Origin of the sequence: Coprococcus sp. AF51-11b1 (assembly GCF_027682785.1) — a bacterium.
GTDB lineage: Bacteria > Bacillota > Clostridia > Lachnospirales > Lachnospiraceae > Allocoprococcus > Allocoprococcus comes.
Genome location: NZ_JAQCZB010000005.1, coordinates 161,390 through 182,768, shown reverse-complemented (window position 1 = coordinate 182,768; position 21,379 = coordinate 161,390). Strand labels below are relative to the sequence as shown.

General features: G+C 41.0%; 21 protein-coding genes and 1 other annotated feature. Of the genes, 3 read left to right on the top strand and 18 right to left on the bottom strand.

Annotated features, from left to right (window positions below):
• Positions 1-230: 230 nt before the first annotated feature.
• The 4 genes from PGY05_RS07115 to PGY05_RS07100 all read right to left on the bottom strand — a co-directional run bounded on the left by PGY05_RS07115 (position 231) and on the right by PGY05_RS07100 (position 2,892).
• Positions 231-935 (bottom strand): TVP38/TMEM64 family protein, encoded by a 705-nt coding sequence (locus PGY05_RS07115; RefSeq protein WP_055158415.1) that lies wholly within the window; start codon positions 933-935, stop codon positions 231-233.
• A 12-nt stretch (positions 936-947) separates the two neighbouring features.
• Positions 948-1,634, bottom strand: coding sequence for a TVP38/TMEM64 family protein (locus PGY05_RS07110; protein ID WP_055249526.1), 687 nt, complete (start codon positions 1,632-1,634; stop codon positions 948-950).
• A 164-nt stretch (positions 1,635-1,798) separates the two neighbouring features.
• Positions 1,799-2,083 (bottom strand): RpiB/LacA/LacB family sugar-phosphate isomerase, encoded by a 285-nt coding sequence (locus tag PGY05_RS07105; protein WP_270475579.1) that lies wholly within the window; start codon positions 2,081-2,083, stop codon positions 1,799-1,801.
• A gap of 20 nt (positions 2,084-2,103) precedes the next feature.
• Positions 2,104-2,892 carry an SseB family protein gene (locus PGY05_RS07100; protein WP_270475578.1) on the bottom strand — a complete coding sequence of 263 codons (789 nt, stop codon included), beginning with the start codon at positions 2,890-2,892 and terminating at the stop codon, positions 2,104-2,106.
• 180 nt (positions 2,893-3,072) lie between these two features.
• On the opposite strand from PGY05_RS07100, the gene PGY05_RS07095 reads away from it, so the two are divergent.
• Positions 3,073-4,461: an MATE family efflux transporter gene (locus tag PGY05_RS07095; protein ID WP_270475577.1), complete on the top strand. Its 1,389-nt coding sequence runs from the start codon at positions 3,073-3,075 to the stop codon at positions 4,459-4,461.
• Positions 4,462-4,542: 81 nt separating this feature from the next.
• Here the strand turns inward: PGY05_RS07095 and PGY05_RS07090 are convergent, their stop codons facing one another.
• The 6 genes from PGY05_RS07090 to PGY05_RS07065 form a co-directional block, all read right to left on the bottom strand.
• A complete protein-coding gene (locus PGY05_RS07090) occupies positions 4,543-5,010 on the bottom strand; it encodes a 2'-5' RNA ligase family protein (RefSeq protein ID WP_243269661.1) in 468 nt (155 codons plus the stop codon).
• 58 nt (positions 5,011-5,068) lie between these two features.
• A complete protein-coding gene (locus tag PGY05_RS07085; RefSeq protein WP_055249520.1) occupies positions 5,069-5,362 on the bottom strand; it encodes a hypothetical protein in 294 nt (97 codons plus the stop codon).
• Between the two features lie 495 nt (positions 5,363-5,857).
• Positions 5,858-7,060, bottom strand: a complete 1,203-nt coding sequence (locus PGY05_RS07080; RefSeq protein ID WP_270475576.1) for a tyrosine-type recombinase/integrase — start codon at positions 7,058-7,060, stop codon at positions 5,858-5,860.
• 82 nt (positions 7,061-7,142) lie between these two features.
• Positions 7,143-7,322, bottom strand: coding sequence for an excisionase (locus PGY05_RS07075; RefSeq protein WP_081445676.1), 180 nt, complete (start codon positions 7,320-7,322; stop codon positions 7,143-7,145).
• Positions 7,323-7,326: 4 nt separating this feature from the next.
• The gene (locus tag PGY05_RS07070) at positions 7,327-8,400 is read right to left on the bottom strand and encodes a replication initiation factor domain-containing protein (RefSeq protein ID WP_237998369.1); all 1,074 of its coding nucleotides are present in this window, start codon (positions 8,398-8,400) and stop codon (positions 7,327-7,329) included.
• Between the two features lie 94 nt (positions 8,401-8,494).
• Positions 8,495-8,824, bottom strand: coding sequence for a hypothetical protein (locus PGY05_RS07065; RefSeq protein WP_004613680.1), 330 nt, complete (start codon positions 8,822-8,824; stop codon positions 8,495-8,497).
• Between the two features lie 249 nt (positions 8,825-9,073).
• Between PGY05_RS07065 and PGY05_RS07060 the strand changes: the two genes are divergently transcribed.
• Positions 9,074-9,757 carry a helix-turn-helix domain-containing protein gene (locus PGY05_RS07060; RefSeq protein WP_009319838.1) on the top strand — a complete coding sequence of 228 codons (684 nt, stop codon included), beginning with the start codon at positions 9,074-9,076 and terminating at the stop codon, positions 9,755-9,757.
• A 127-nt stretch (positions 9,758-9,884) separates the two neighbouring features.
• Here the strand turns inward: PGY05_RS07060 and PGY05_RS07055 are convergent, their stop codons facing one another.
• The 7 genes from PGY05_RS07055 to PGY05_RS07025 form a co-directional block, all read right to left on the bottom strand.
• The gene (locus PGY05_RS07055; protein WP_158354011.1) at positions 9,885-10,337 is read right to left on the bottom strand and encodes a helix-turn-helix transcriptional regulator; all 453 of its coding nucleotides are present in this window, start codon (positions 10,335-10,337) and stop codon (positions 9,885-9,887) included.
• Positions 10,338-10,434: 97 nt separating this feature from the next.
• The gene (locus PGY05_RS07050) at positions 10,435-11,286 is read right to left on the bottom strand and encodes a MerR family transcriptional regulator (RefSeq protein ID WP_173791709.1); all 852 of its coding nucleotides are present in this window, start codon (positions 11,284-11,286) and stop codon (positions 10,435-10,437) included.
• A gap of 346 nt (positions 11,287-11,632) precedes the next feature.
• Entirely contained in the window at positions 11,633-14,059 is a 2,427-nt protein-coding gene (leuS, locus tag PGY05_RS07045; protein ID WP_008369791.1) for a leucine--tRNA ligase, read from the bottom strand.
• 118 nt (positions 14,060-14,177) lie between these two features.
• Positions 14,178-14,415 (bottom strand) — a binding site (T-box leader).
• A gap of 87 nt (positions 14,416-14,502) precedes the next feature.
• Positions 14,503-15,045 carry a M48 family metallopeptidase gene (locus tag PGY05_RS07040; protein ID WP_008369795.1) on the bottom strand — a complete coding sequence of 181 codons (543 nt, stop codon included), beginning with the start codon at positions 15,043-15,045 and terminating at the stop codon, positions 14,503-14,505.
• Positions 15,036-16,871: a DNA helicase RecQ gene (gene recQ, locus PGY05_RS07035; protein WP_270475575.1), complete on the bottom strand. Its 1,836-nt coding sequence runs from the start codon at positions 16,869-16,871 to the stop codon at positions 15,036-15,038. The genes PGY05_RS07040 and recQ overlap by 10 nt, the downstream gene beginning before the upstream one ends.
• Positions 16,864-17,805 carry a TIGR03943 family putative permease subunit gene (locus PGY05_RS07030; protein ID WP_008369798.1) on the bottom strand — a complete coding sequence of 314 codons (942 nt, stop codon included), beginning with the start codon at positions 17,803-17,805 and terminating at the stop codon, positions 16,864-16,866. Before PGY05_RS07030 ends, recQ begins: the two co-directional genes overlap by 8 nt.
• 15 nt (positions 17,806-17,820) lie before the next feature.
• A complete protein-coding gene (locus PGY05_RS07025) occupies positions 17,821-18,993 on the bottom strand; it encodes a CobW family GTP-binding protein (RefSeq protein WP_270475574.1) in 1,173 nt (390 codons plus the stop codon).
• Positions 18,994-19,194: 201 nt separating this feature from the next.
• On the opposite strand from PGY05_RS07025, the gene PGY05_RS07020 reads away from it, so the two are divergent.
• A complete protein-coding gene (locus PGY05_RS07020) occupies positions 19,195-19,617 on the top strand; it encodes a DsrE family protein (protein WP_117834357.1) in 423 nt (140 codons plus the stop codon).
• A 122-nt stretch (positions 19,618-19,739) separates the two neighbouring features.
• Here PGY05_RS07020 and PGY05_RS07015 read toward each other — a convergent pair whose 3' ends face one another.
• Positions 19,740-21,350, bottom strand: coding sequence for a CvpA family protein (locus PGY05_RS07015; protein WP_195250830.1), 1,611 nt, complete (start codon positions 21,348-21,350; stop codon positions 19,740-19,742).
• Between the last annotated feature and the right edge of the window lie 29 nt (positions 21,351-21,379).

The window sequence follows — 21,379 nt, the reverse complement described above, 5'->3', positions numbered from 1 at the left end:
TTTTTATACGAAAAACTGAGAAAATTTGAAGGAAAAACTGCCTAGAAAAAAATGCGGCTGAAAAAATCCAAACGAGGATTTTTTGCGGCCAAAAACAGAAAGTATTTATCAAAATAAAAATATCCTGAACAAGTTGCAGAGCCAGAAAGCTCTGTAACTGTCAGGATATTTTTGTTTGGTGCTGTCAGCTCTAAAAAACGTTATTTGCCGACAGCTCCTTTTTATACCATTTATTTTGCTTTTTTATTCTGTCTGTCCATGTAGATCTTTCTCCCCATAAAAATCAGTGCCGACAGAGCAAACAGGATCAGCAGTCCTGTCACCAGAAGCTTCGCTCCTCCTGTCAGCATTCCTCCAACATAAGAATATACAATCGTTGCCGGAAGCTGTCCTACACCAGTTGCCACAAAAAAAGATATAAACGACATCGAAGTAAGTCCTGCTGCATAACTTACAATATCAAACGAAACAAACGGAAGCAAACGACAGATCAGAACTGTATTCTTTCCATATTTTTCAAAAAATGTATCTATCTGCTGCATTCCAGCTTTACTCGTAAGCTTTTCTGCCACATCACGTCCAAGTATTCTTGCAATGAAAAAGCATACCGCTGCTCCTGCCATCGCACTGCTCCATGACAGAATAGCTCCCTGCCACCATCCAAAAAGATTCGCATTTGCAAATGTAATCAGAAATGCCGGAAGTGGCGCTGCAATCGACTGAAAAATCATAAGCAAAAATGAAATCAATGCCGCATATGCCCCATAAGATGCTACAAAGTCTCTGACCACTGCAAAGTCTCCACTAGCAAACATCTTAAATACCTGATTCATCACATGTTTTACGGACGGAAATACATAATAACTTCCGATTGATACAATAATCAAAACGATCACTACTATTTTCCCCACCCAAATATTTTTCTTTTTTTCCATACTTTTTACTCCTTATTCCTTATTTTCTTCCAGGTCATCTTTCAGGTAACATTTTTTCAGGATTATCCCGATTATCGTGACTACAACTGCCAGCACTACTGCTATTCCAATATAAAGCAACCTATTCTCCTTATCCGCAAGGCCTGCTGTACCAACCGTATACATCGCTGTACCAGGTAGCATAAATATCAACGAACCAATTGCATACGTACTAAAACGGATATCTGTAATACCATACGCAAAATTCTGCAGATTAAATGGAAATACCGGAACCAGACGTGTAATCATAAGAACAAATAATTCATTACAGCCAGTATCGTCAAACAACCATTTTTTCAAGATACGTTTTTTTGCAACCACTGGTCCAATACTGTCTTTCAAGAAAAAACGTCCTGCAATAAATGCAAGAACCGCCCCGATCGTTGTTGCCAGAGAACAACAAATCGTACCGATTACTGGTCCAAAGAGAAGTCCTGCCAGTATCGCAAACGTCACTCCCGGAAGCGCAAGCACCACACACCCAACAACTGTCAATACCATATACAATAGAATTGCCAGAGGAAGATTATTCTGCACTATCCGCTTCATAAATTCAAGATTTTCTGCAGTACTTATGTAAGAAGACCAGTCAAAAATATGATTCAGGATCACAATCAAAAGGATGATTCCCCCAAATATCCATAGCTTCTTGTTTTTCATCTCTTTTTCCTTTTCCCCTTTTTGAATTTTGCTATCTAATGTTATCACATTTTCCCTTCTATCTCAAATACATTTATACTATAATTGTATATCCTTATCGTGTTTTTCTATAGCAAAAAGCAGCCCTTGATGGACTGCCCTTTACGCTTTCTGAATAACTCAGATTATTTACCTTCTTTTTCGTATTCTGTAATTCTTGCCACCTTTGGCATAGAACGGGATTCCGGATCGAAAGTTACGCTTAAGTACTCTTTTACGAGGCATTTTGCGAGCTCAATTCCTGTAACCTGTGCACCAAGTGTGATAATGTTGGCATTGTTACTGAGCTGTGCTCTCTGAGCCTGATATACATTGTTAACCAGTGCTGCATAAGCTCCCGGAACTTTGTTGGCAACAATGCTTACCCCGATACCTGTTCCGCAGATCAGGATTCCTCTTGCAATTTTCATTTTTTCTTTTTTGTTTTCGATTATTCTTGTGTTTTGTTTTCGTTTTCTTTCGTTTTTGCCGGTTTTCTCTTTATCTGCAACTGCAGGTTCACCCCAAACGGATTGACTGCAACGCCAAATGCTTCCGGTGAAAGAATTTCCGGAATCTTACTTCCTTCTACAACAGCGGTTTTCAACGTCACACCCTTGTTCAGGTTCTGGAATTTCTTAACTTCCTGCACATCCGTAAAGATTGGCTGATACACTTTCCCATCTTTCTGTTTCAAAATCGGAATTCCTTTGTCCTCCTGAACAGTCACAATATAACGCCCCTCCTGATAATGGGCAAGCATTTCTTCGTTCAGTTCTTTTAACTCATCCGTCATCTCCGGTTTATCCGGCTTTCTCATCTGTTGCATAAAATACGCTGCAGTCAGCACCAGTTCCGGATTCTCTACACGTATTTTTCCTTCTGGCAGTTCTTCATCCTTCGGTCTCGTGATCAATTCGTCAAGCTGCACAGTAATCTGTCCGTCCAACCCTTTGTCCACCAGAATACAGTTGACTCCCATCGGAAACAGCCCGGTAAAAAATGACAGGCGGGAATTTTTATCCACCTTGACAAGCTGCATTGGATTTCCCTCCTTCTGAAGCTTCATAGCCTCTTCTTTCGCTTCCGCTTCTGTGTAGTAAAGAAGGATCTCATCATCAAATGTCTCCGGATCGCAGACCACATATGGCATTCTTGTACAGGATGACATCAGTACATAAATTGCCTCTACAGTACGCAGTTTATTTAAAGTTTCGATTTTCTGATTTGTATTACTCATTCTAGTATATCCCTTTCCTATTTCTCCATATAACAAGAATTATACCCGTCTGTCCGAAAGAAGTCAATTTATACTCCCTTATTCCACTTGATTATCTTCGTATTTTCCTATATCATATGTGTTTAGTGGCTGTTTTTACAATATTTTTACTCTTTTATCAGAACAGAAAGGAATGAGAAAATGAATCAGGAAAATACATCTGCACCTGCAGAAAACAAAATGGGTACCATGCCCATCGGAAAACTATTATTTAATATGTCTCTGCCTATGATGATTTCTATGCTGGTACAGGCTTTGTACAACATCGTAGACAGTATTTTTGTCGCTAAATTATCGGAAAATGCACTGACCGCCGTTTCACTTGCCTTTCCACTCCAGACACTGCTTATTGCAGTTGGAACCGGAACCGGTGTCGGCATGAATGCACTCCTTTCCAAATCACTTGGAGAGAAAAATTTCAAAAAAGCAAATGCAACTGCAAGCAACGCTGCCGTTTTATATTTTTTCAGCTATCTCGTATTTTTCATTCTTGGCTTTACGATCGTCCGTCCTTTTTACGCAAGTCAGATTGGAAATGCTGACCAGGAGATCATGGAACTCGGAATTGAGTACTTAAGCACCGTCATGATTTTTTCTTTCGGGCTGCTTGCACAGGTCTTCTTTGAGCGTCTTCTTACTTCAACCGGAAGAACCATCTTCAGTATGACTTCCCAGCTGACAGGGGCAATCACTAACATCATTCTTGATCCAATCCTGATCTTCGGACTTCTCGGAGCTCCGAAAATGGGTGTGACCGGAGCTGCTGTTGCAACCGTGATCGGACAATGCGTTGCCGCACTTGTCGCCGGATTTTGTAACCACCGGTACAATCATGATGTGAAACTGAAGTTTCATGGATTCAGACTCGATTTCCGTATTATCGGCACCATTTATGCAGTTGGAATTCCAACGATTATTATGCAGTCCATCGGATCGGTTATGACTTACTGCATGAACCGCATCCTGATCGAGTTTTCATCAACCGCAACTGCTGTATTCGGCGTTTACTTTAAGCTACAGAGTTTCTTCTTCATGCCGGTATTCGGTCTCAACAATGGGATTACTCCGATCATTGCCTACAATTATGGTGCCGGTCAGAGAAAACGTATGCTCAAGACGATCAAGCTCAGTATGCTGGTTGCCTTCTGCCTCACCTTCATCGGATTCCTCTGCTTTGAAGGAATCCCACAGATACTTTTGGGTATGTTCAATGCATCGGACGAGATGCTCACCATCGGAGTTCCTGCCCTGCGGATCATCGGAATCCACTATCTGATCGCATGGTTCTGTATTGTATCAGGAACAGTATTTCAGGCTCTTGGAAAAGCATTTTTCAGTATGATCGTCTCCATTATGCGTCAGTTATTTGTACTGATCCCTGCCGCATATATCCTTGCAAAGCTTGGCGGTCTTCATGTAGTGTGGTGGTCATTCCCGATTGCGGAGGTCATTTCACTTATGGTATCCTCCTTCTTCCTGGTACGGATCAACCGGACGATCATTTCCAGGGTTCCAGAGGGAAAACTTTAGTAGAACTGTGCTCGGATAGTTCCTCTGATAGCAAAAAAGAAGATTTTCACGTGTCGATTCAGATCCGCGAAAATCTTCTTTTTATTTTAACTTTATCTTACATAAATCCCTGTATGGATTCGTCCTCGCAAGCCCAATCTCAACCGCTTCACCTGTAAACGGTGCAAACTGGTTCTGCATCACAACAAATGCCTCCCGCATTTCCGCCTGGTTCAGTCTTTTTCCCAGTGTTGTATGCGGGAACCAGGAAAACGGCTGGTATCTGATCTGGATTCGTACCTCCTCCAGATATCTGATCTTTGAGAAAACAGACTCTGACAGCTTTTGCAGGTATGCATTTAAAACCGGTGACAAATAAATTGTATGTGGCAGAAACATCCCTACTGAGCACCAGAAAATCTGTCCTTTTTCAAATTCCTGTTCCATTGCCATAAAGCCGGCGATTGCTTTCTCTTCTTCTGCCATATCAAATGCCGACAAGGTAATATGTGGCGGAACCTTTCCGTCAATCATCGCCATATTGCCCGTTCTTTGCGCAATCTGTTCCATATATAACTGGATCTTCTTGTTTGTCCCTTCGTCAAAATAAAGCGATATGAGGTACATGCTATCCTTTCAGTCCCGCTGACTGCCGGATCATATCTTCCACTACAATATCGTAGATCTCGCCGATACTGTTACAATATTCCAGAATCTTCCATGGCTCGTTTGTATGGAAATGAATTTTGATCAGGTCTTCATCTCCTACCGCGATCAGGCAGTTTCCCTCAAAATGTTCGGATATATATTCTGCAATCTCATCTTCATCCAGATCTTCATCTCTTCTGTCGATCAGAAGCTGCGTATCATAACGGTATGCAAACTGATCCTCTTCTACGTCTATACTGTGTACATTTTCCATCTGTTTGTTCCTCCTTACTCAAAGTTCAAGAACAGTATAGCATATTTTTATTTGTTATCAAATGAAATATTTCTGACCATATTCCGGTTGATCAGCTGTATTCCCTTTTTCCCTGCATCCACTTTTGGAATCCGTAAAGGATTACCGGAAAATTGACGGACTTATACTTGAATGATTTACTTTGTCGCAGAATTACGGCAGTGCTCCAATCTTACGAACAAGTTCGTTCGATTGACGGGCGTACGCCTTGAATGGATTACTTTTGTCGCAAATTTATGGCAGTGCACAATCTCACGAACATAGTTCGTTCGATTGACGGGCATACGCCCTATAAATAACTCAAGCCGAGGTCAAATTCCTGCTAGCAGGATTTGACCTCGGCTTTCCTTATTTGCACTGCCTATTTTAGGACAATATTTATATCCACTTGAAAACATTGATTTTACGCCGTTTTTAGCTATCTATCTTCTGATTTACTCCATTTTTACTCCAAATTTAAGCCAATATTTTCAATTCGGCTACTTCTTCTTTTTTCTTTTCTTCTGAAACATGCGTGTATAAATCAGTTGTCATTGCCAGCGTGGAATGACCTAAAAGTTTCTGTACTACTTGTTGGTCTACGCCATTTTCATAACACCTTGTAGCATATGTATGTCGCAGGGTATGACAGGTAAACACTTCAAATATCTTCGGCTCTCTCTTTTCTTCCTTTGCCAGTTCAATCTCTATCACATTGATTTTCGCTACATAGTCTTTGATTGCACTATTAACGTTGTAATAATAAACCGGCGAACCGTCCGAACAGGTAAATACCAAGTTTTGAAATTCTTTATGCTGTTTCCATATCGAGCGTTTCCACATCTTCTGTTCTGTCTGCTTTATCTTCTGATTTTGCAAAATCTCATACACTTCATCTGTCATAGGAATGACACGATTACTTGATATGGTTTTTGCAGTCGTATAGAAAAACTTTGAACCCTCAACGGGACTGGAAGCCTTTGAGTAATGAATTGTCTTATTGATTGTAATTTCTCTTTTTCCAAAATCACAATCTTCCCATTTCAGTCCAAGCACTTCTCCAATCCGACAGCCTGTTGTCACAGCAAATTTCAGAACATTGATGTGTATATAGGAAGAAGCAAATGTAAAAAATTTCTCCTGTTCCTCTCTTGTTAATACACGCCTTTCCTTTTTCACTTCTTTTGGCATTTCCACACCGATACAGGGATTTTTTCTAATGTATTCACTCAATACTGCCTTATCAAACATATCGCTTAACATAAATCTAATATTCGATACCGTTCCGTGTGCAATACCGCTGTCTATCAAATCATTCAAAAATTTCTGAACGTGATATGTTTTAATGTCCTGCAAATACATCTTTCCGATAGAGTTTTTCACTCTTGAATTGTAGTAACTGTGGTTTTTATATATCGTAGTCATTTTGACTGTTTTCTTCTTATACAACTCCGTCCACGTTACATACCACGCATTTAAAGTGATACTTTCGCCATTGCCATTCAAACCATGTTCATCTTCATAAACCGCTTCTCGCAACTTCCGTTTTAATTCATTCAGTTTAAAATCATAAAGCGTTTTTCGTTTCCCTGTTTTGCTTGTAAATCTTGCAATATAGCGTCCGTCTGCTCTCTGTGAAATTCCCTTACCGAGTTCTTTGCCCTTTAAATCTTTACCCATACCAACTTTCCTTTCTTCTACTGAAAGAAATATGGTAAAGTAAATATTTCAATTTTCATTATATCCACACCCCATTTTCTTTTCAAGCCCTTTTGCATTGATATTCCAGCCATTCATCAAGTAATTTCTTATTTGCATACAACCGATTACCAATGCGTACTGTAAATCTATTTTTCGGATTGTTCAACAGTTCTCTTGCCTTTGTTTTCCCAATCCCCATATACTCACAAAATTCATTTATATTTAGTAATGCTTTTTCGATACGATTACCCCCTTTCGTCTAATTTTCTTGCTTTTATATAATCAACATACAACTGCTTTTGTGTGATATTCATTTCTCCATTTGCTATAAGATTAGCAATATAATCTCTCTGCTCTATCTTCCCAACTTCTGCAAACAATTTCAAAGACGGGGCAACATATTTTTCTAACCACTCCCATACCTTTTGCAGACTTTTCTTCTGTGGTTGCATAGTAAGTTTGACCTTGCCTATGTCTTTCATCAATTCCGCCCATGCTCGATAAGTGGGATAAAGCCTTTTTCTTGTTGTCATACAGTCTGTTGGCTTTTCTAAAAATCGTATTTTACTGTTCAATACTTCCATTGCCAGTCCTGCCACATCTCTATATCTCAATAATTCCTGTACTACACTTACCGCCATTTCCTGCCGAAATCTCAACTCATATCTATTCCAATTTTCGTCTAATTCTGTTCCATACTTTTTATTCTGTTCATATCCCTTTTCATAAAATACCAATCTCAAATTACTGGCTGAACTGCCGAGATAAAGACTGCCACCTTTACTCTGAAACACATCTTCTTTCAGTTCTCCCGAGTCGTGAAAATCTATCTCCCTTAGTTTTGTGGAAAGCAATCCCTCTTTTGTCCGTACAATCAAATCGGGAATACTCAAATACGGTTTTCTGTCGTCTATCGCCAAATCAATCCGAGGAATATTGATATGATACTGGCAAACTCTGTTCAAGAAATCAAACCATGTTTCCTCATTGAGTTGTAAAAAATTCTCATAGTTGCGACAGCCTTTCCCACTCATTAAAATCTGAAATCCTTGATACTGTGCATTTCCTGTTGGTTTTAGTACCTTGATATTATCAAAGATTGCCACAACCTCATGTCCTGCAATTCCTTTTTCATAGCCTGTCACCGTCATAAGTTCCAACGGTATTCTCAGTACATCTTCTATAACTGCTTCTAACGGAACTTCCTTAATGGTTACCTGACACCAATCTATCAAAGCACTTAATTCTTCTTTCTGTCGTATTACTCCCCTGTTAGTATAGGGGAGTTCTGGAAGAAAACTTCCGCTTCTTTCTTCCAAATTTCACATACCTCCTATCTGCAACGGCGTTGCCATTGCCCTGCCCTCAACCTGCCGTTTGGTACGTCAGAACGAGGACAGGAACTTTGACTGCCTACATATTTTTGTTTGGAACTGGGCGGATACCCTTACAGGTAATCTTCTCCACTAATACTGGGAAGTTTCCTCTCTGCACATAAGGGGCATATACTGGTTCTTCCAGTTCCACCACCGCATAAGGCTCAATCTTCGGAAGTTCCGTTGCTTCCAAGCGAATATCCACGCTGTTCCCAAGCTTCATGCTTCCAAGATGAAGTTTTAATGCTTCCACTTCCTCTGTTTTCTTCTTACTGTCTTTATCATAGCGGTAACAGTTATCCGCACCCATAAAACGAAGTTCTCCAAAGGCTTCTTTTACCTGTTCTTTTGTCAATGTAATCTGCATACACGTTCCTTTCTCCCCGTTGAACCGATAGGTCAGTTTCTCATATTTTTATTTTCCTATTACGACGTCGTTTATTGTTCAGCTATTTCTGAACTTAATTGTATATTAGCATAGACACATTTGTTTTACAATAGAAAGTTTAGTTTTTTATAAACTTTTTGTTTTCTTTTTTCTGAACTTGTGGTATAGTGTCCTTAGATGATAAGATATGAGAAGTTATAACGAGATATGGAAAGAGAGGTTTTTCAGATGAATACAATCGCAGAACGGATTAAATTTGCCATGAAAGCAAAAAATAAAAAACAGGTAGATATAGTCAAAGATACTGGTATCAGCAAAGGAGCGTTCAGTTCCTATCTTTCAGGACAGTACAACCCGAAAGCCGATAAAATGGAACTGATTGCCGACTCCTTAGATGTAGACTTGCGGTGGCTTTACGGACAAAATGTGCCTATGGAACATACAAGCCAAAATGACAATGCCCTGCAATATGTCTTTTATAACAACTCCTGCTCCGAGTACCTCCTTGATAATTTAGACGATATCTACATTGCCATGATGACCCAATATGCCGCCCTCATTCCACGCTTTTATGTCCTTGTCAATCGTGCTGGAAATGCAATGCACATATTACCTTTATTTTTGAAAGAGGATAGTTCCCAATTTTATGAATGTCCGTCTGATTTCTTCTATTCTGACAGGCATACCATTTTTACAAGAGATTTTGAAAGTATCCACATGGTATTAACAACCGCCACGATTTACTATTATGGAATTGATACAAAGAGTTATGAACCGAAAGTTACCATGCTTTCCTACTCACAGGCTGACGACTGCTTTTATATCGACAACGGAATACACGACGGTCACATCAAGGCATTTGAGAAAGAACTGACGAAAGAAGCACTTTACTTAAAACATAACGCCCAGTAACAGACAAGAGGACTTGCAAGGTTTCTGACCTTTCAAGTCCTCTGCTGTATCATGGTGCTGTTGGCTGTGTCCGTTCCGTCAAGGACTGCCCTACGGCGTATCGGCTTCGCCTTGTTCCTTGACCTCACTACATTTCTCTCAACTTTTTAGAAACTATGAAATTACAAAGAAATGCTACTGCTACAATAATAAAGCAAATGATTGTACACCATACGGGTACTCTCATATCTAGTTGCACTCGTAGCAAAATCGTGATTGCTAAAAATACAGCTCCAACAATTTGTATAAAGTCTAATATCTTTTTTTGAAGTGCCTGTAAATGCTTCTTGTCTTTTATTCTTTCAGATTTCCATATTCCATAATTTACTTGAATATCATTTACATCTTCATCTGATATAAGTTCGTCCATACTTACATCTAGTTCTAATGCCAGTTTTTTTGCCGTAATCAAGTCCGGACATCTTGAACCATTTTCCCAACGACAAACTGTCTGCCTTGAAACATATAACTTATCTGCAAGTTGTTGTTGAGTGAGATTTTTTTCTTCTCTGAATTTTTTGATGTTATCATTTAATGCCATACTCCATACCTCTCTTTCATTCACATCATATAACGATAGAACCCAAAATAAAAGTACCAGTATGTATTTCCTTTGTTTCCATTTTGGTAACATCTGTTTATTCCAAGTTTTCTACACCATAATACCGATATATCGCTGATCCAATGTATTTTGTAACCCCTTTTCCGTACTGTTTATCTGTGGCTTCTTCCAACTGAGAATGATTCAAATAATCTTTAGCCATTTCTAATAATAATACTCTTGCATTATCCATTTTAAAAAGATTTTTACAACTTTTCCCCAATCTTTTTACTGCTTTCATTGACATATCTTCATCTGAACTTTCCATTGCACAAGCAAACTGTTTATAAATCAAGTCCATCTCATTTTTTTGCTCTGAAACTTCTTCTCTAGTTCCTGTTGACTTCAGACTTGCTTCTACTGCTTTTTCTTTACTTCCATATATCTTAATTAAATGCTCACATGCCTTTTCATCTTTAAAGCCTTCCGCAACAGATTCTTTAAACTTCTCAATATCTCCATAATGCTCGATAATTATTTTCTTGTCTTCTTTACTCATAATTTTTAAAGAATGTTGTATTATTTTTTGAATATCATCTTCATTAAATGTTTCAAAACTCATCTTGTCCTCTCCTTTCAACACATCAGAAATCAATTCGATAATACCATTCAAACGATTCCGTTTCATTTCTAGCATCATTTTCTGTGTTTCAAGAATCTTACGATTATCACTTTCAGAATCCTTCATAATTGCTTTTATTTCTGACAATGGAACTTCCAGTTCTCGAAAAAACATAATCTGACGTAATTTTTTCAATGAGCTTTCATCATATAAACGGTATCCTGCTTCTGTTACTTTAGCAGGTTTTAACAAATCAATTTCATCATAATATCGTAATGTTCTTATGCTAATTCCAGTCAATTCTGATACTTCTTTAACTGTTTTCATAAGTCCTCCTTTCCCTTTCATCGTAAACCGTTACGCTACTAGAGAGTCAAGATGTTTTTTCTATTTTATCACAAATTCAATAAAACCGCCCCTGCTTTTACAAATGAGAAATGACGCAGATAATGTTCCCACTACCTACGCCATTTCTCATTACATCTTTGAAATATTTACTCCATTTTCTTTCAATCTTTACTCCAAATTTACTCCATTTTAAAAATCTGTTACGATATTTTACAGTATTCTATGATACCTTTCCCTTGAAGAAAAATGTCTGTAACCCTTGATTTCAAGCGAACTTTTCAATATTCCCAAGCACTTTATTCTGTTGTGAGAATTTCTTCTCAAATTATTTTTGCACAATGTTTATGATCTTCTTCGGAACGTAGATTTCTTTTACGATATTTCCTGTAAGTTTATCTGCGATTGCTTCTTTTCCGGCAGCGATTGCTTCTTCTTTTGTAGTCTCTGCGGAAATTTTGATGACTGCTCTTGTTTTTCCATTGATCTGTACCGGAATTTCGATTTCATCATCTTTCATGGCTTCTGTATCGTATTTTGGCCATCCGGCACGGAATACGCTTTCTTTGTTGCCAAGTTCTTCCCAGATTTCTTCTGCCATATGTGGTGCAAATGGTGCCAGTAATACAGCAAGGGTATCCAGAGTATCTCTGTCTACTCCGCCTTCCTTCTTAGCGATCGCAACCAGTGTATTTGTATGCTCCATGAATGCAGAAATAACGGTATTCAGGCTGAAGCTTTCCAGACGGGTTGTGATATCATAAACCAGTTTATGACGTACTTTGATCATCTCTTTGGTTGGTTTGATATCTTTATCCTTGCTATCCATAAGCAGATTCCAGAGTTTCTTAAGGAAACGGTATACACCATCGATTCCTCTGTCATCCCACTCTGCATCCAGTTCCGGTGGTCCTACGAAGAGTTCATACATTCTTAAAGAATCGCATCCATAATCTCTTACAAGATCATCCGGAGACACGACATTTCCTTTTGACTTACTCATCTTGATACCATTCTTACCTGTGATCATTCCCTGGTTGAACAGTTTGATAAACGGCTCATCAAAATCGATCACACCGATATCGCAAAGGAATTTAGTATAGAATCTTGAATACAGAAGGTGAAGTACTGCATGTTCTACACCACCGATATACATATCTACCGGAAGCATTGCATCTGCTTTTTCTCTGGATACAAGTTCTTCGTTGTTGTGATTATCTACATAACGCAGGAAATACCATGAAGATCCAGCCCACTGCGGCATGGTATTTGTCTCACGTTTTGCCGGTTTTCCACAAACAGGACAGGTTGTATTTACCCACTCATCGATTCCCGCAAGTGGAGATTCTCCTGTTCCTGTCGGTTCATAAGATTCTACATCCGGCAGTCTCAGCGGAAGCTGATCCTCCGGTACCGGTACAGCGCCACATTCCGGACAATGTACGATCGGAATTGGTTCTCCCCAGTATCTCTGACGGGAGAATACCCAGTCACGCAGCTTGTAGTTTACAGTTGCACGTCCGATTCCTCTTTCTTCGATGATATGTGGAGCTTCTTTCTTAAGGACAGAGCTTTCCATGCCATTCCATTCTCCGGAATTGATCATCGTTCCGGAAGCCTCTGTGTAAGCTTCTGTCATATTTTCGATTTCTTTACCATCTTTTGCAATAACCTGGATGATTGGGATGTTGAACTTGGTTGCAAATTCAAAGTCACGGTCGTCATGAGCCGGTACACACATGATGGCTCCTGTACCATAATCAGCCAGTACATAATCAGAAAGCCAGATCGGTACCTTTGCTCCGTTCAGAGGGTTGATCGCGTAAGTTCCTGTAAATACACCTGTTTTTTCTTTGTCCTGCAGACGGTCTACATTAGACTTCATAGAAGAATCGAAGATATATTTTTCTACTTCTTCTTTGTGTTCCGGTGTTGCAAGCTCTGCTGCAAGCTTATGTTCCGGTGCAAGTACCATGAAGGTTGCTCCATGAAGCGTATCTGGTCTTGTTGTGTATACAGTGATCTTATCTTCTCTTCCTTCAACCGGGAAATCTACTTCTGCACCGTAAGATTTACCGATCCAGTCTGTCTGCATCTTTTTAACTTTTTCCGGCCAGTCAAGCTTATCCAGGTCATTTAACAGACGGTCTGCATATTTTGTGATACGCAGCATCCACTGACGAAGGTTCTTCTTTGTAACTTCAGCACCGCAGCGTTCGCATTTTCCGCCTACAACCTCTTCGTTTGCAAGACCTGTCTTACAAGACGGGCACCAGTTGATCGGGAATTCTTTTTCGTATGCAAGTCCTTCTTTGAACATCTTTACAAAGATCCACTGTGTCCATTTGTAGAAATCAGGATCTGTTGTATTAACTTCCATATCCCAGTCATAAAGCGCTGAGATCTCATTGATCTGACGTTTGATATTCGCGATGTTTGCTGCTGTCGATTTTGCAGGATGAGTTCCCATCTTGATCGCATAGTTTTCAGCCGGAAGGCCGAATGCATCCCATCCCATCGGATGAATGATGTAATATCCCTGAAGCAGTTTGTAACGGCTCCACACATCGGAGATAACATAGCCTCTCCAGTGTCCTACATGAAGACCGTTTCCTGACGGATACGGGAACATGTCCAGACAATAATATTTCTTTTTCGGGTTGCCGTTTTCATCCACTTTCGGATTAACCGGATTCTCAGCCCATTTTTCTTTCCATTTCTTTTCGATTGCCTTATGATTGTAAGGTACTGCCATTTTTCTTTCCTCCTGGTATTGTTTCAGTATGAAAAAAAGTGTCTTAACCTTTCATTTAATAGGAAATTTCATCAGGATTTCCTGTTAAATAAAAATCTTTCGCCTCTTTTGATAAATTCAAAGAGACGAAAGATTAAATTCCGTGGTACCACTCTTCTTCGCCGCATCCCGGTAACATAATTTACGGTGCAGCGCACTTGTGATTCTATAACGGGAATTCCCGCTTCTGCCTATCTGAAAACCGTTCAGCAGAAGAACTCAAAGGCGAGTTCAAAGATCTGATCTGCTGCCTTGCACCGCCCGGCAGTTCTCTGTACAGACTCTAATCTTTTACTGATCCTTATCCTTGTTTTTTTCATATACCTTGTTATTATAAAAATAAATACAAGTTCCGTCAAGAGATTCTTGATTGTTTTTTACGAATTCTTGATTATTTTTACCATTTAAAATTGATTTCCGTTATCTCTCAGCCATTTTCTATATTTTTTATAGTCCGGCATCCACGTCGCCACGACCTTCCAGAATGCAGCGGAATGATTCATTTCTCTACGATGTGCCAGCTCATGCACCACAACATAATCCAGAACTCCCGGCGGCATCAGCACCAGCTTCCAGTTGTAATTGAGATTCCCCACGCTGCTGCAGCTTCCCCACCTGGTCTTCTGCTCCCGGATGGAAATACGCCCATAGGTCACACCCATTTTCCGGGCATAGTATCCGGTCCTTGCACCTAATACTTCTCTTGCAAGATTCCGGTAATATTTCTTTTCTGCTTCCGGCATCTCTCTCTTTTCCTGCCGCTTCATTGCATTTTCCTTCTGAAGCTTTACCTTCTGTCGGATCCAGTTCTCTTTTTCCAGAAGAAACCGGTCAATCCGCTTTTTCTCACAGGAATAGGGTGCACGGACCGTCACCTTTCCTTCCCGGTCAACTTCGATTCCAATACTGCGCCTATCTGACCGGATCAGATGATATTCTATGTCCACGACCGGATCACCTCCAGAAAGCGCTCTCCATATTTTTCAAACTTGAACTCTCCCACACCGGAAACTTTCAGCATAGCATTCTTATTTGTCGGTTTTTCGATACACATCTGCACAAGGGTCTTATCGGAAAATACAATATAAGGCGGAACTTTTTCTTCTCTTGCTATCTCTGCCCGCAGGGCGCGCAGGATTCCAAAAAACTCTTCCTGCTCTTTATTCAGAACCAGTCCGGCCGTTTTCTTCACTTTTTTCTTCGGTGTTGTCTTCGCCTCTTTCTCCGGTTCTTTTGCCATCTTCATTGTAAATGTCTCCTGTCCTGCAATCAGTGCTTCCGACTTTTCAGTCAGCTTCACAATCATATAAGAATCCGGCGTGGTCTTCAGATATCCTTCTGCCAGAAGCTGGTTGAATATCTGCCTGAGCTTCCACGATGGCGTCTTAGAAAGTACCCCGTAAGCCGGACTGACACCCATGCCATACTGCCGGATCTTCGCATTGTTTGCCCCATGCACCGTATCCAGAATTACATTAATTCCATAACGCTGATGACTTTCTTTTACACACATGGCAAGTATCCTTGCCTCTGCCGTCATATCCACGGTATCAAACTGCGTCTTACAGTTTGAACAGTTCCCACAGTAATTGCTTCCGTATTCCCCAAAATACCGCAGAATATAATCACGCAGACATTCCTTTGTAAAACAATAATAAGTCATCTTTTTCAAGCGCTCCTGATCCCGCTCCATCACGATCCGGCGCGTCAGTTCATCCAGTTCCTGATTGTCGCGGTTGTTCTCAATGAACATCTGGTTTGTGATCACATCCTGTCCGCTATATAAAAGCAGGCACTCCCCCGGCTCACCGTCTCGGGCGCAGCGTCCCACTTCCTGATAATAGGACTCCAAATTCTTCGGCATATTGTAATGTACGACAAAGCGGACATTGGATTTATCAATTCCCATCCCGAATGCATTCGTCGCCACCATGATCTGTTTCCGGTCATAAATGAAATCATCCTGATTATCACGCCGCTCCCGGTCTGTCAGTCCCGCATGATACCTGGTCACGGAAAACCCATCCATTTCCAGGAGTGCGCAATTTTCCTCCACCTGCTTTCTGGTCAGACAATAGACGATCCCGCATTGATCCGGATGCTCCTCAATAAATGCTTTGAGTGCGGCATATTTATTCTTTGGGAACTGTACCGCAAGGAACAGATTCGGTCTGTCGTAACCTGTCATTACTACTTCCGGATCCTCCAGCATCAGGATATCGATCATATCCTCTCTTACTTCTTTCGTCGCTGTTGCAGTAAATGCACTCACAACCGGCCGCTTTGGAAGATACTCTACAAACTCTGTGATCTTTAAATAACTTGGCCGGAAATCCTGTCCCCACTGGGAAACACAGTGCGCTTCATCGACTGCGATCATAGAAATATCCACGCTCATAGCAAAATCCATAAACTCTGCAGTTTCCAGCCGCTCCGGTGCCACATAGATAATCTTATATCTTCCTTCTTTTGCAAAAGCAAGTGCCTTCCGGTACTGCCCCATAGTCAGGGAACTGTTCAGATAGGCTGCATGAACCCCTGCCTGGTTGAGGGATGCCACCTGATCCTTCATAAGAGAAATAAGGGGAGATATCACAAGTGTAATACCTCCCATCATCAGCGCCGGAATCTGAAAACAGATGGACTTTCCGGCTCCCGTTGGCAGTATGCCGAGTACATCCCGACCGGACAGGATCGCATCGATCAGTTTCTCCTGTCCCGGTCGGAATCCGTCATAGCCAAAAAATTGCTTTAATACTTGAAATTTATCCAAGATATACTACCTCTTCTTCCGGTTTTTCTGCGGATTCCATCTCCAGCATATAAAGAACCGGCTGCTTTGGAACCATCGGACGGTACGCTTCGTACTCGAACTTGACGGTTACTTTTTTCCAGCTTCTCTGTGTGATCTGCGCTGCCCTTCCAAGATTACATGGATATCCATAGAAACGGATATCATCTGCGCAGCAGGTCATGATCTGTCTTCCCGGAATCAGCATATTTGCCGGCATTCCCTTCGGACGGAAAAGCTGTGCAAGGAAGGTGATCTTCTTGTGCTCGTAGCGCTCCGGATGCTCATATGCATCCACATACCAGGTCCCAAAGTCCACATCATCAATGAAGATATGGTCTGCTTTCAGATCATATGGCAGATCCTCTTCTGTCTGCGGGATAATATTGCCATCCACGCCTTCAAAAATCAGCTGTGCCTGCGGGTTCTGGATCTTAAGGGCACGTCTGAACGCACTTCGGTCTGTATTTTCCCCACAACGGTTGATGATGATCAACTCAGATTCTGTAAGCTGGTTCATCAGCATATTCCGCATATTCTTCAGGTACATGTCCAGCGTCTCACCGCTAACCGTTGAGTACACACCCTGAATCTCCCAGTTGCGTGGAAAATCTTCATCCAGGATTTCCTGCAGATCCCAGGTTCCATTGTACTCAATGATCACCTGGACCGGATGATAGATCTTCTCACAGTTTTCAAAGAAAGTTTTATTTAACTTTTCTCTTTCTTCTATATTGAAGAGGAACAGTCCGTTCTCATCCAGATACTTTTCCGAGTACTCTTCCTCTCCCTCTTCACACTGCAAAAGCAATGTCGGACCTTCTTCGATCCATTCCTGCTTCATCAGTGTGTCCTTGATAAATGTTGTTTTTCCACTGTCCAGAAATCCTGTACAGATATATACCGGTGTTGTCATCGCCGCTTGCTCCTCCTAGATATGGAATAACTTAATCAGATCCTCTTCTTTGAGATCTGTTCCGATCACGCATACACGTCCTGTGTAATCAGCCTGTCCCTCACGGACTTCATATTCTTCCGGAACCATATCAAACTGCTTCCAGGAACCGTCTGCCATCTGGATAATGCCTTTGGAACGAAGTACGGTTCCGTAAGCATCTGTCTCAGATAATGCTTTCAGCAGGTAATCCAGTTCTTCTTCTGTATACTTATGAGCAGTCTCCTTGCCCCAGCTTGTAAATACTTCATCTGCATGATGATGTCCTTCGTGTCCGTGGTGATGGTCATGATCGTGGCATCCGCAGGTGCAGTTCTCATCATGTTCATGATGATGCTCATGCTCTTCATGGTCGTGATCATGATGGTGTTCATGGTCATGATCGTGGCATCCGCAGGTGCAGTTCTCATCATGTTCGTGATGATGCTCATGCTCTTCGTGATCGTGATGATGGTCGTGATCATGACCGCAGCCACATTCGTCATCATGATGATGGTGATGTTCGTGGTCGTCATGCTCATGTGCATGTTCTTCCAGGATACCTTCGATCTCAGCGCCATGCTGCAGAGCATGCAAAACGGCATCTTTTCCAAGTTCTTCCCAAGGTGTGGAAATAATGGTTGCCTCTGCATTTTTCTCACGCAGCATATGCACGCACTCTTCTACCTTTTCATCTGTCATCATCTGGGTACGGCTGATAACGATCGTAGATGCATGCTCTACCTGGTTATTGAAGAATTCTCCGAAGTTCTTGAGATAGATCTTTGCTTTCTTACCGTCAACAACTGTGATTCTTCCGTCAATCTCAATATCTGCCTCATCTTTGACACCCTCGATTGCTTTTACAACATCAGAAAGCTTTCCAACTCCTGAAGGTTCGATGATGACACGATCCGGTGTATAATCTACAAGTACTTTCTGAAGTGCTTTGCTAAAATCCCCCACCAGTGTACAGCAGATACATCCTGAGTTCATCTCTGTGATCTCAACGCCGGCATCTTTTAAGAATCCGCCATCAATACCGATCTCCCCAAATTCGTTCTCGATCAGGACCAGTCTTTCTCCCGGAAATACATCCTCGATCAGTTTCTTGATGAATGTTGTCTTTCCTGCTCCCAGGAAACCAGAAATAATATCAACTTTCGTCATTTTTCGTTCCTCTTTTCTTATTATTATAATTTCATAAATTAGCCTTTTCTAACTGTAAATCGTTTCCGAGCTATATCGTATCACATTTCTTTAAAAGATGCAAATAAATAGCTTGTTAATGCATTGTGATTAGTGTATAATAGTTTTATAAAATCTCGTACTTTTTTAGTACAAATTCATAAACAAAGGAGACTTGATAATATGGTTAATTTATTGACAGGCCCAAAAGGAAGCGGAAAAACCCAGCAAATGATCGAACGTGCTAACGAAGCTGTAAAGACATGTGAAGGAAACGTATTCTTCATCAAGAAGAGCCACAGAGATACATACAGCTTATCTTTCAACATCAGAGCGATCTGCATGGATGACTATGATGTAATCACCAATACCGATGAATATCTTGGATTTATTTACGGTATGTTAAGCGCAGACCATGATATCAAAGCAATCTTTATCGACGGTATTTTAAAGCACGCCGACATCACACTTGAGAACATTCCTTCTTTCATCGAAACACTGAAAAAGATCTCCAAAGAAAATGATGTAGATTTTTATGTCAGCATCAGTGCAACGAATGAACAGCTTGGTAATGTAAATTTTGAAGATTGTACACTCCTTAACTAAGATAGACATTATCCAAAAGGAGGGATGAAGATTTTCTGTAAATCTTCATCCCTCCTTTTATGGTTTTCCAAATGTGACAGAGCACATTCTTTTTATGCTATGATACCAGGGTCAAAAACATGCTATTTCAAAGACAAAACCGTATTTGCCTTATCCCCTTTTGCATACTCCAGTTTTACATCATCTCCCACATTGTACTTGATGATCTCAATAAAATCGACTACCGATACATCAAAAATCTCATCTGATCCTTCCAGCATAATGTAGTAATGAGAATCTCCATCTATAACACCCTGGGCGATTTTCGTGATCTTTCCTTCGATCGTGCCGGTATCCATCTTCACTTCTTCTTTTTCCTTGATTCCATTGGTAAGAAGCAGATTATTGTAGGATTCTTCACATGCACTTACCGTGTCTCCGATCGCAACAACCTGGTACTTCTGGACATTGACCATTGCATACTTTTTCACAAGTCCTGCATCATCCTTAAGTGCCATAAAGTAAGTCGGCTCCCCGGAAATGTTAAGCAGCAGCGGGAAAGTCGCCCGATACTTCAGGTTCTGTACCTGTCCTTCTGCCGATGCCATCGCAGAATCCTCGATCGCACCTGCCACCGGATAATACTTCGTCTCCATAGTTCTCTGGTTCATCAGAACAAATCCCACATTGGACTGGTCACTGTTTACAGAAGTTACTCCCGTGTACACCCATACATCATCATCAATCGCCAGATAATTATATCCGTTTGTTGTCTTCAGACAATCTTTCTGGCTGAGTACACTGTTAAAATACCCATGCTTTAACGTGCCATAATAATCATAAAGCTGTACCAGAAGATCTGCCGAATAGGCTCGGTCGATCCATTCCGGGACTTCATCGATCCTGTAGTCCTGCATTTCGCCGGTGATCGCATTGCAGAGCACCACATGCCCTACCGTTTCTCCTCCGAAAAGACCGATATTATACTTTTTGACCGGTGCTACCCAGTATGGAACACCATTATCATCAATTTCAAAACTAAGGTCTCCGTAAATATAAGTCGGATGCGCAAAACGAAGATGACGGTAAATATTTCTTCCAAAATGCTCGCTGGTCGAATACTTCATTCCCTGCTCCAGCTTTACCATCTCCGTTGTCTGACTTGCCATATCGATCCGGATATATGCAGGAAGTCCATCTTTCCGATTGGTAAACCATTTGATCAGATTCGCATATTTCAAAGGTGACACACGGACCGGACGATCCTTGTAGTTGATCTGACTGTAGATATCGTCCACCTCAAACTGGGATACCATGTCTGACATGCTTCCCATCTTCCGGTCTCCTAAAAGCTGCGCAGACTCCTTATCCAGAAGCGGGATCTGGTCAAAGGAAAGCTCCTCGATATCTTTTGTGAATTCGCCCTCTTCTACCTTCAGAAGCTGTTGGTATTTCTTCGCATTCACAATCGGTGAAGAAAGAATGGTTCCAGCCAGATAAATCACTAACAAAAGAATAAAAAGACGGACACACCATTTGAAACCTTTGGATTCTTTCATCTCCTTCAGATCAATCGCTCCGTATCGCAAGCCTTTTTTTCCTGCAAGCACAAGACCGACCGCAAGCACCAGAACAAGCACAAAATACCACACTCCGGAAGAATGGATATTAAAAGCCGGCAGTGATACATAATACCAGATTCCTGCTGCCACTAAAAGCAGCAGAAAACTGATCGCTATATTTTTCTTTTTCATAAATTCTCCTTTTCATCGTTTTGCCTTAC

What these genes read in the sequence shown, in the direction of transcription:
- PGY05_RS07115 (WP_055158415.1), bottom strand. Translation starts at nt 935, where the DNA reads ATGGAAAAAAAGAAAAATATTTGGGTGGGGAAAATAGTAGTGATCGTT.
- PGY05_RS07110 (WP_055249526.1), bottom strand. Translation starts at nt 1,634, where the DNA reads ATGAAAAACAAGAAGCTATGGATATTTGGGGGAATCATCCTTTTGATT.
- PGY05_RS07105 (WP_270475579.1), bottom strand. Translation starts at nt 2,083, where the DNA reads ATGAAAATTGCAAGAGGAATCCTGATCTGCGGAACAGGTATCGGGGTA.
- PGY05_RS07100 (WP_270475578.1), bottom strand. Translation starts at nt 2,892, where the DNA reads ATGAGTAATACAAATCAGAAAATCGAAACTTTAAATAAACTGCGTACT.
- PGY05_RS07095 (WP_270475577.1), top strand. Translation starts at nt 3,073, where the DNA reads ATGAATCAGGAAAATACATCTGCACCTGCAGAAAACAAAATGGGTACC.
- PGY05_RS07090 (WP_243269661.1), bottom strand. Translation starts at nt 5,010, where the DNA reads ATGGAACAGATTGCGCAAAGAACGGGCAATATGGCGATGATTGACGGA.
- PGY05_RS07085 (WP_055249520.1), bottom strand. Translation starts at nt 5,362, where the DNA reads ATGGAAAATGTACACAGTATAGACGTAGAAGAGGATCAGTTTGCATAC.
- PGY05_RS07080 (WP_270475576.1), bottom strand. Translation starts at nt 7,060, where the DNA reads ATGGGTAAAGATTTAAAGGGCAAAGAACTCGGTAAGGGAATTTCACAG.
- PGY05_RS07065 (WP_004613680.1), bottom strand. Translation starts at nt 8,824, where the DNA reads ATGCAGATTACATTGACAAAAGAACAGGTAAAAGAAGCCTTTGGAGAA.
- PGY05_RS07060 (WP_009319838.1), top strand. Translation starts at nt 9,074, where the DNA reads ATGAATACAATCGCAGAACGGATTAAATTTGCCATGAAAGCAAAAAAT.
- PGY05_RS07055 (WP_158354011.1), bottom strand. Translation starts at nt 10,337, where the DNA reads ATGGCATTAAATGATAACATCAAAAAATTCAGAGAAGAAAAAAATCTC.
- PGY05_RS07050 (WP_173791709.1), bottom strand. Translation starts at nt 11,286, where the DNA reads ATGAAAACAGTTAAAGAAGTATCAGAATTGACTGGAATTAGCATAAGA.
- leuS (WP_008369791.1), bottom strand. Translation starts at nt 14,059, where the DNA reads ATGGCAGTACCTTACAATCATAAGGCAATCGAAAAGAAATGGAAAGAA.
- PGY05_RS07030 (WP_008369798.1), bottom strand. Translation starts at nt 17,805, where the DNA reads ATGACAACACCGGTATATATCTGTACAGGATTTCTGGACAGTGGAAAA.
- PGY05_RS07025 (WP_270475574.1), bottom strand. Translation starts at nt 18,993, where the DNA reads ATGACGAAAGTTGATATTATTTCTGGTTTCCTGGGAGCAGGAAAGACA.
- PGY05_RS07020 (WP_117834357.1), top strand. Translation starts at nt 19,195, where the DNA reads ATGGTTAATTTATTGACAGGCCCAAAAGGAAGCGGAAAAACCCAGCAA.
- PGY05_RS07015 (WP_195250830.1), bottom strand. Translation starts at nt 21,350, where the DNA reads ATGAAAAAGAAAAATATAGCGATCAGTTTTCTGCTGCTTTTAGTGGCA.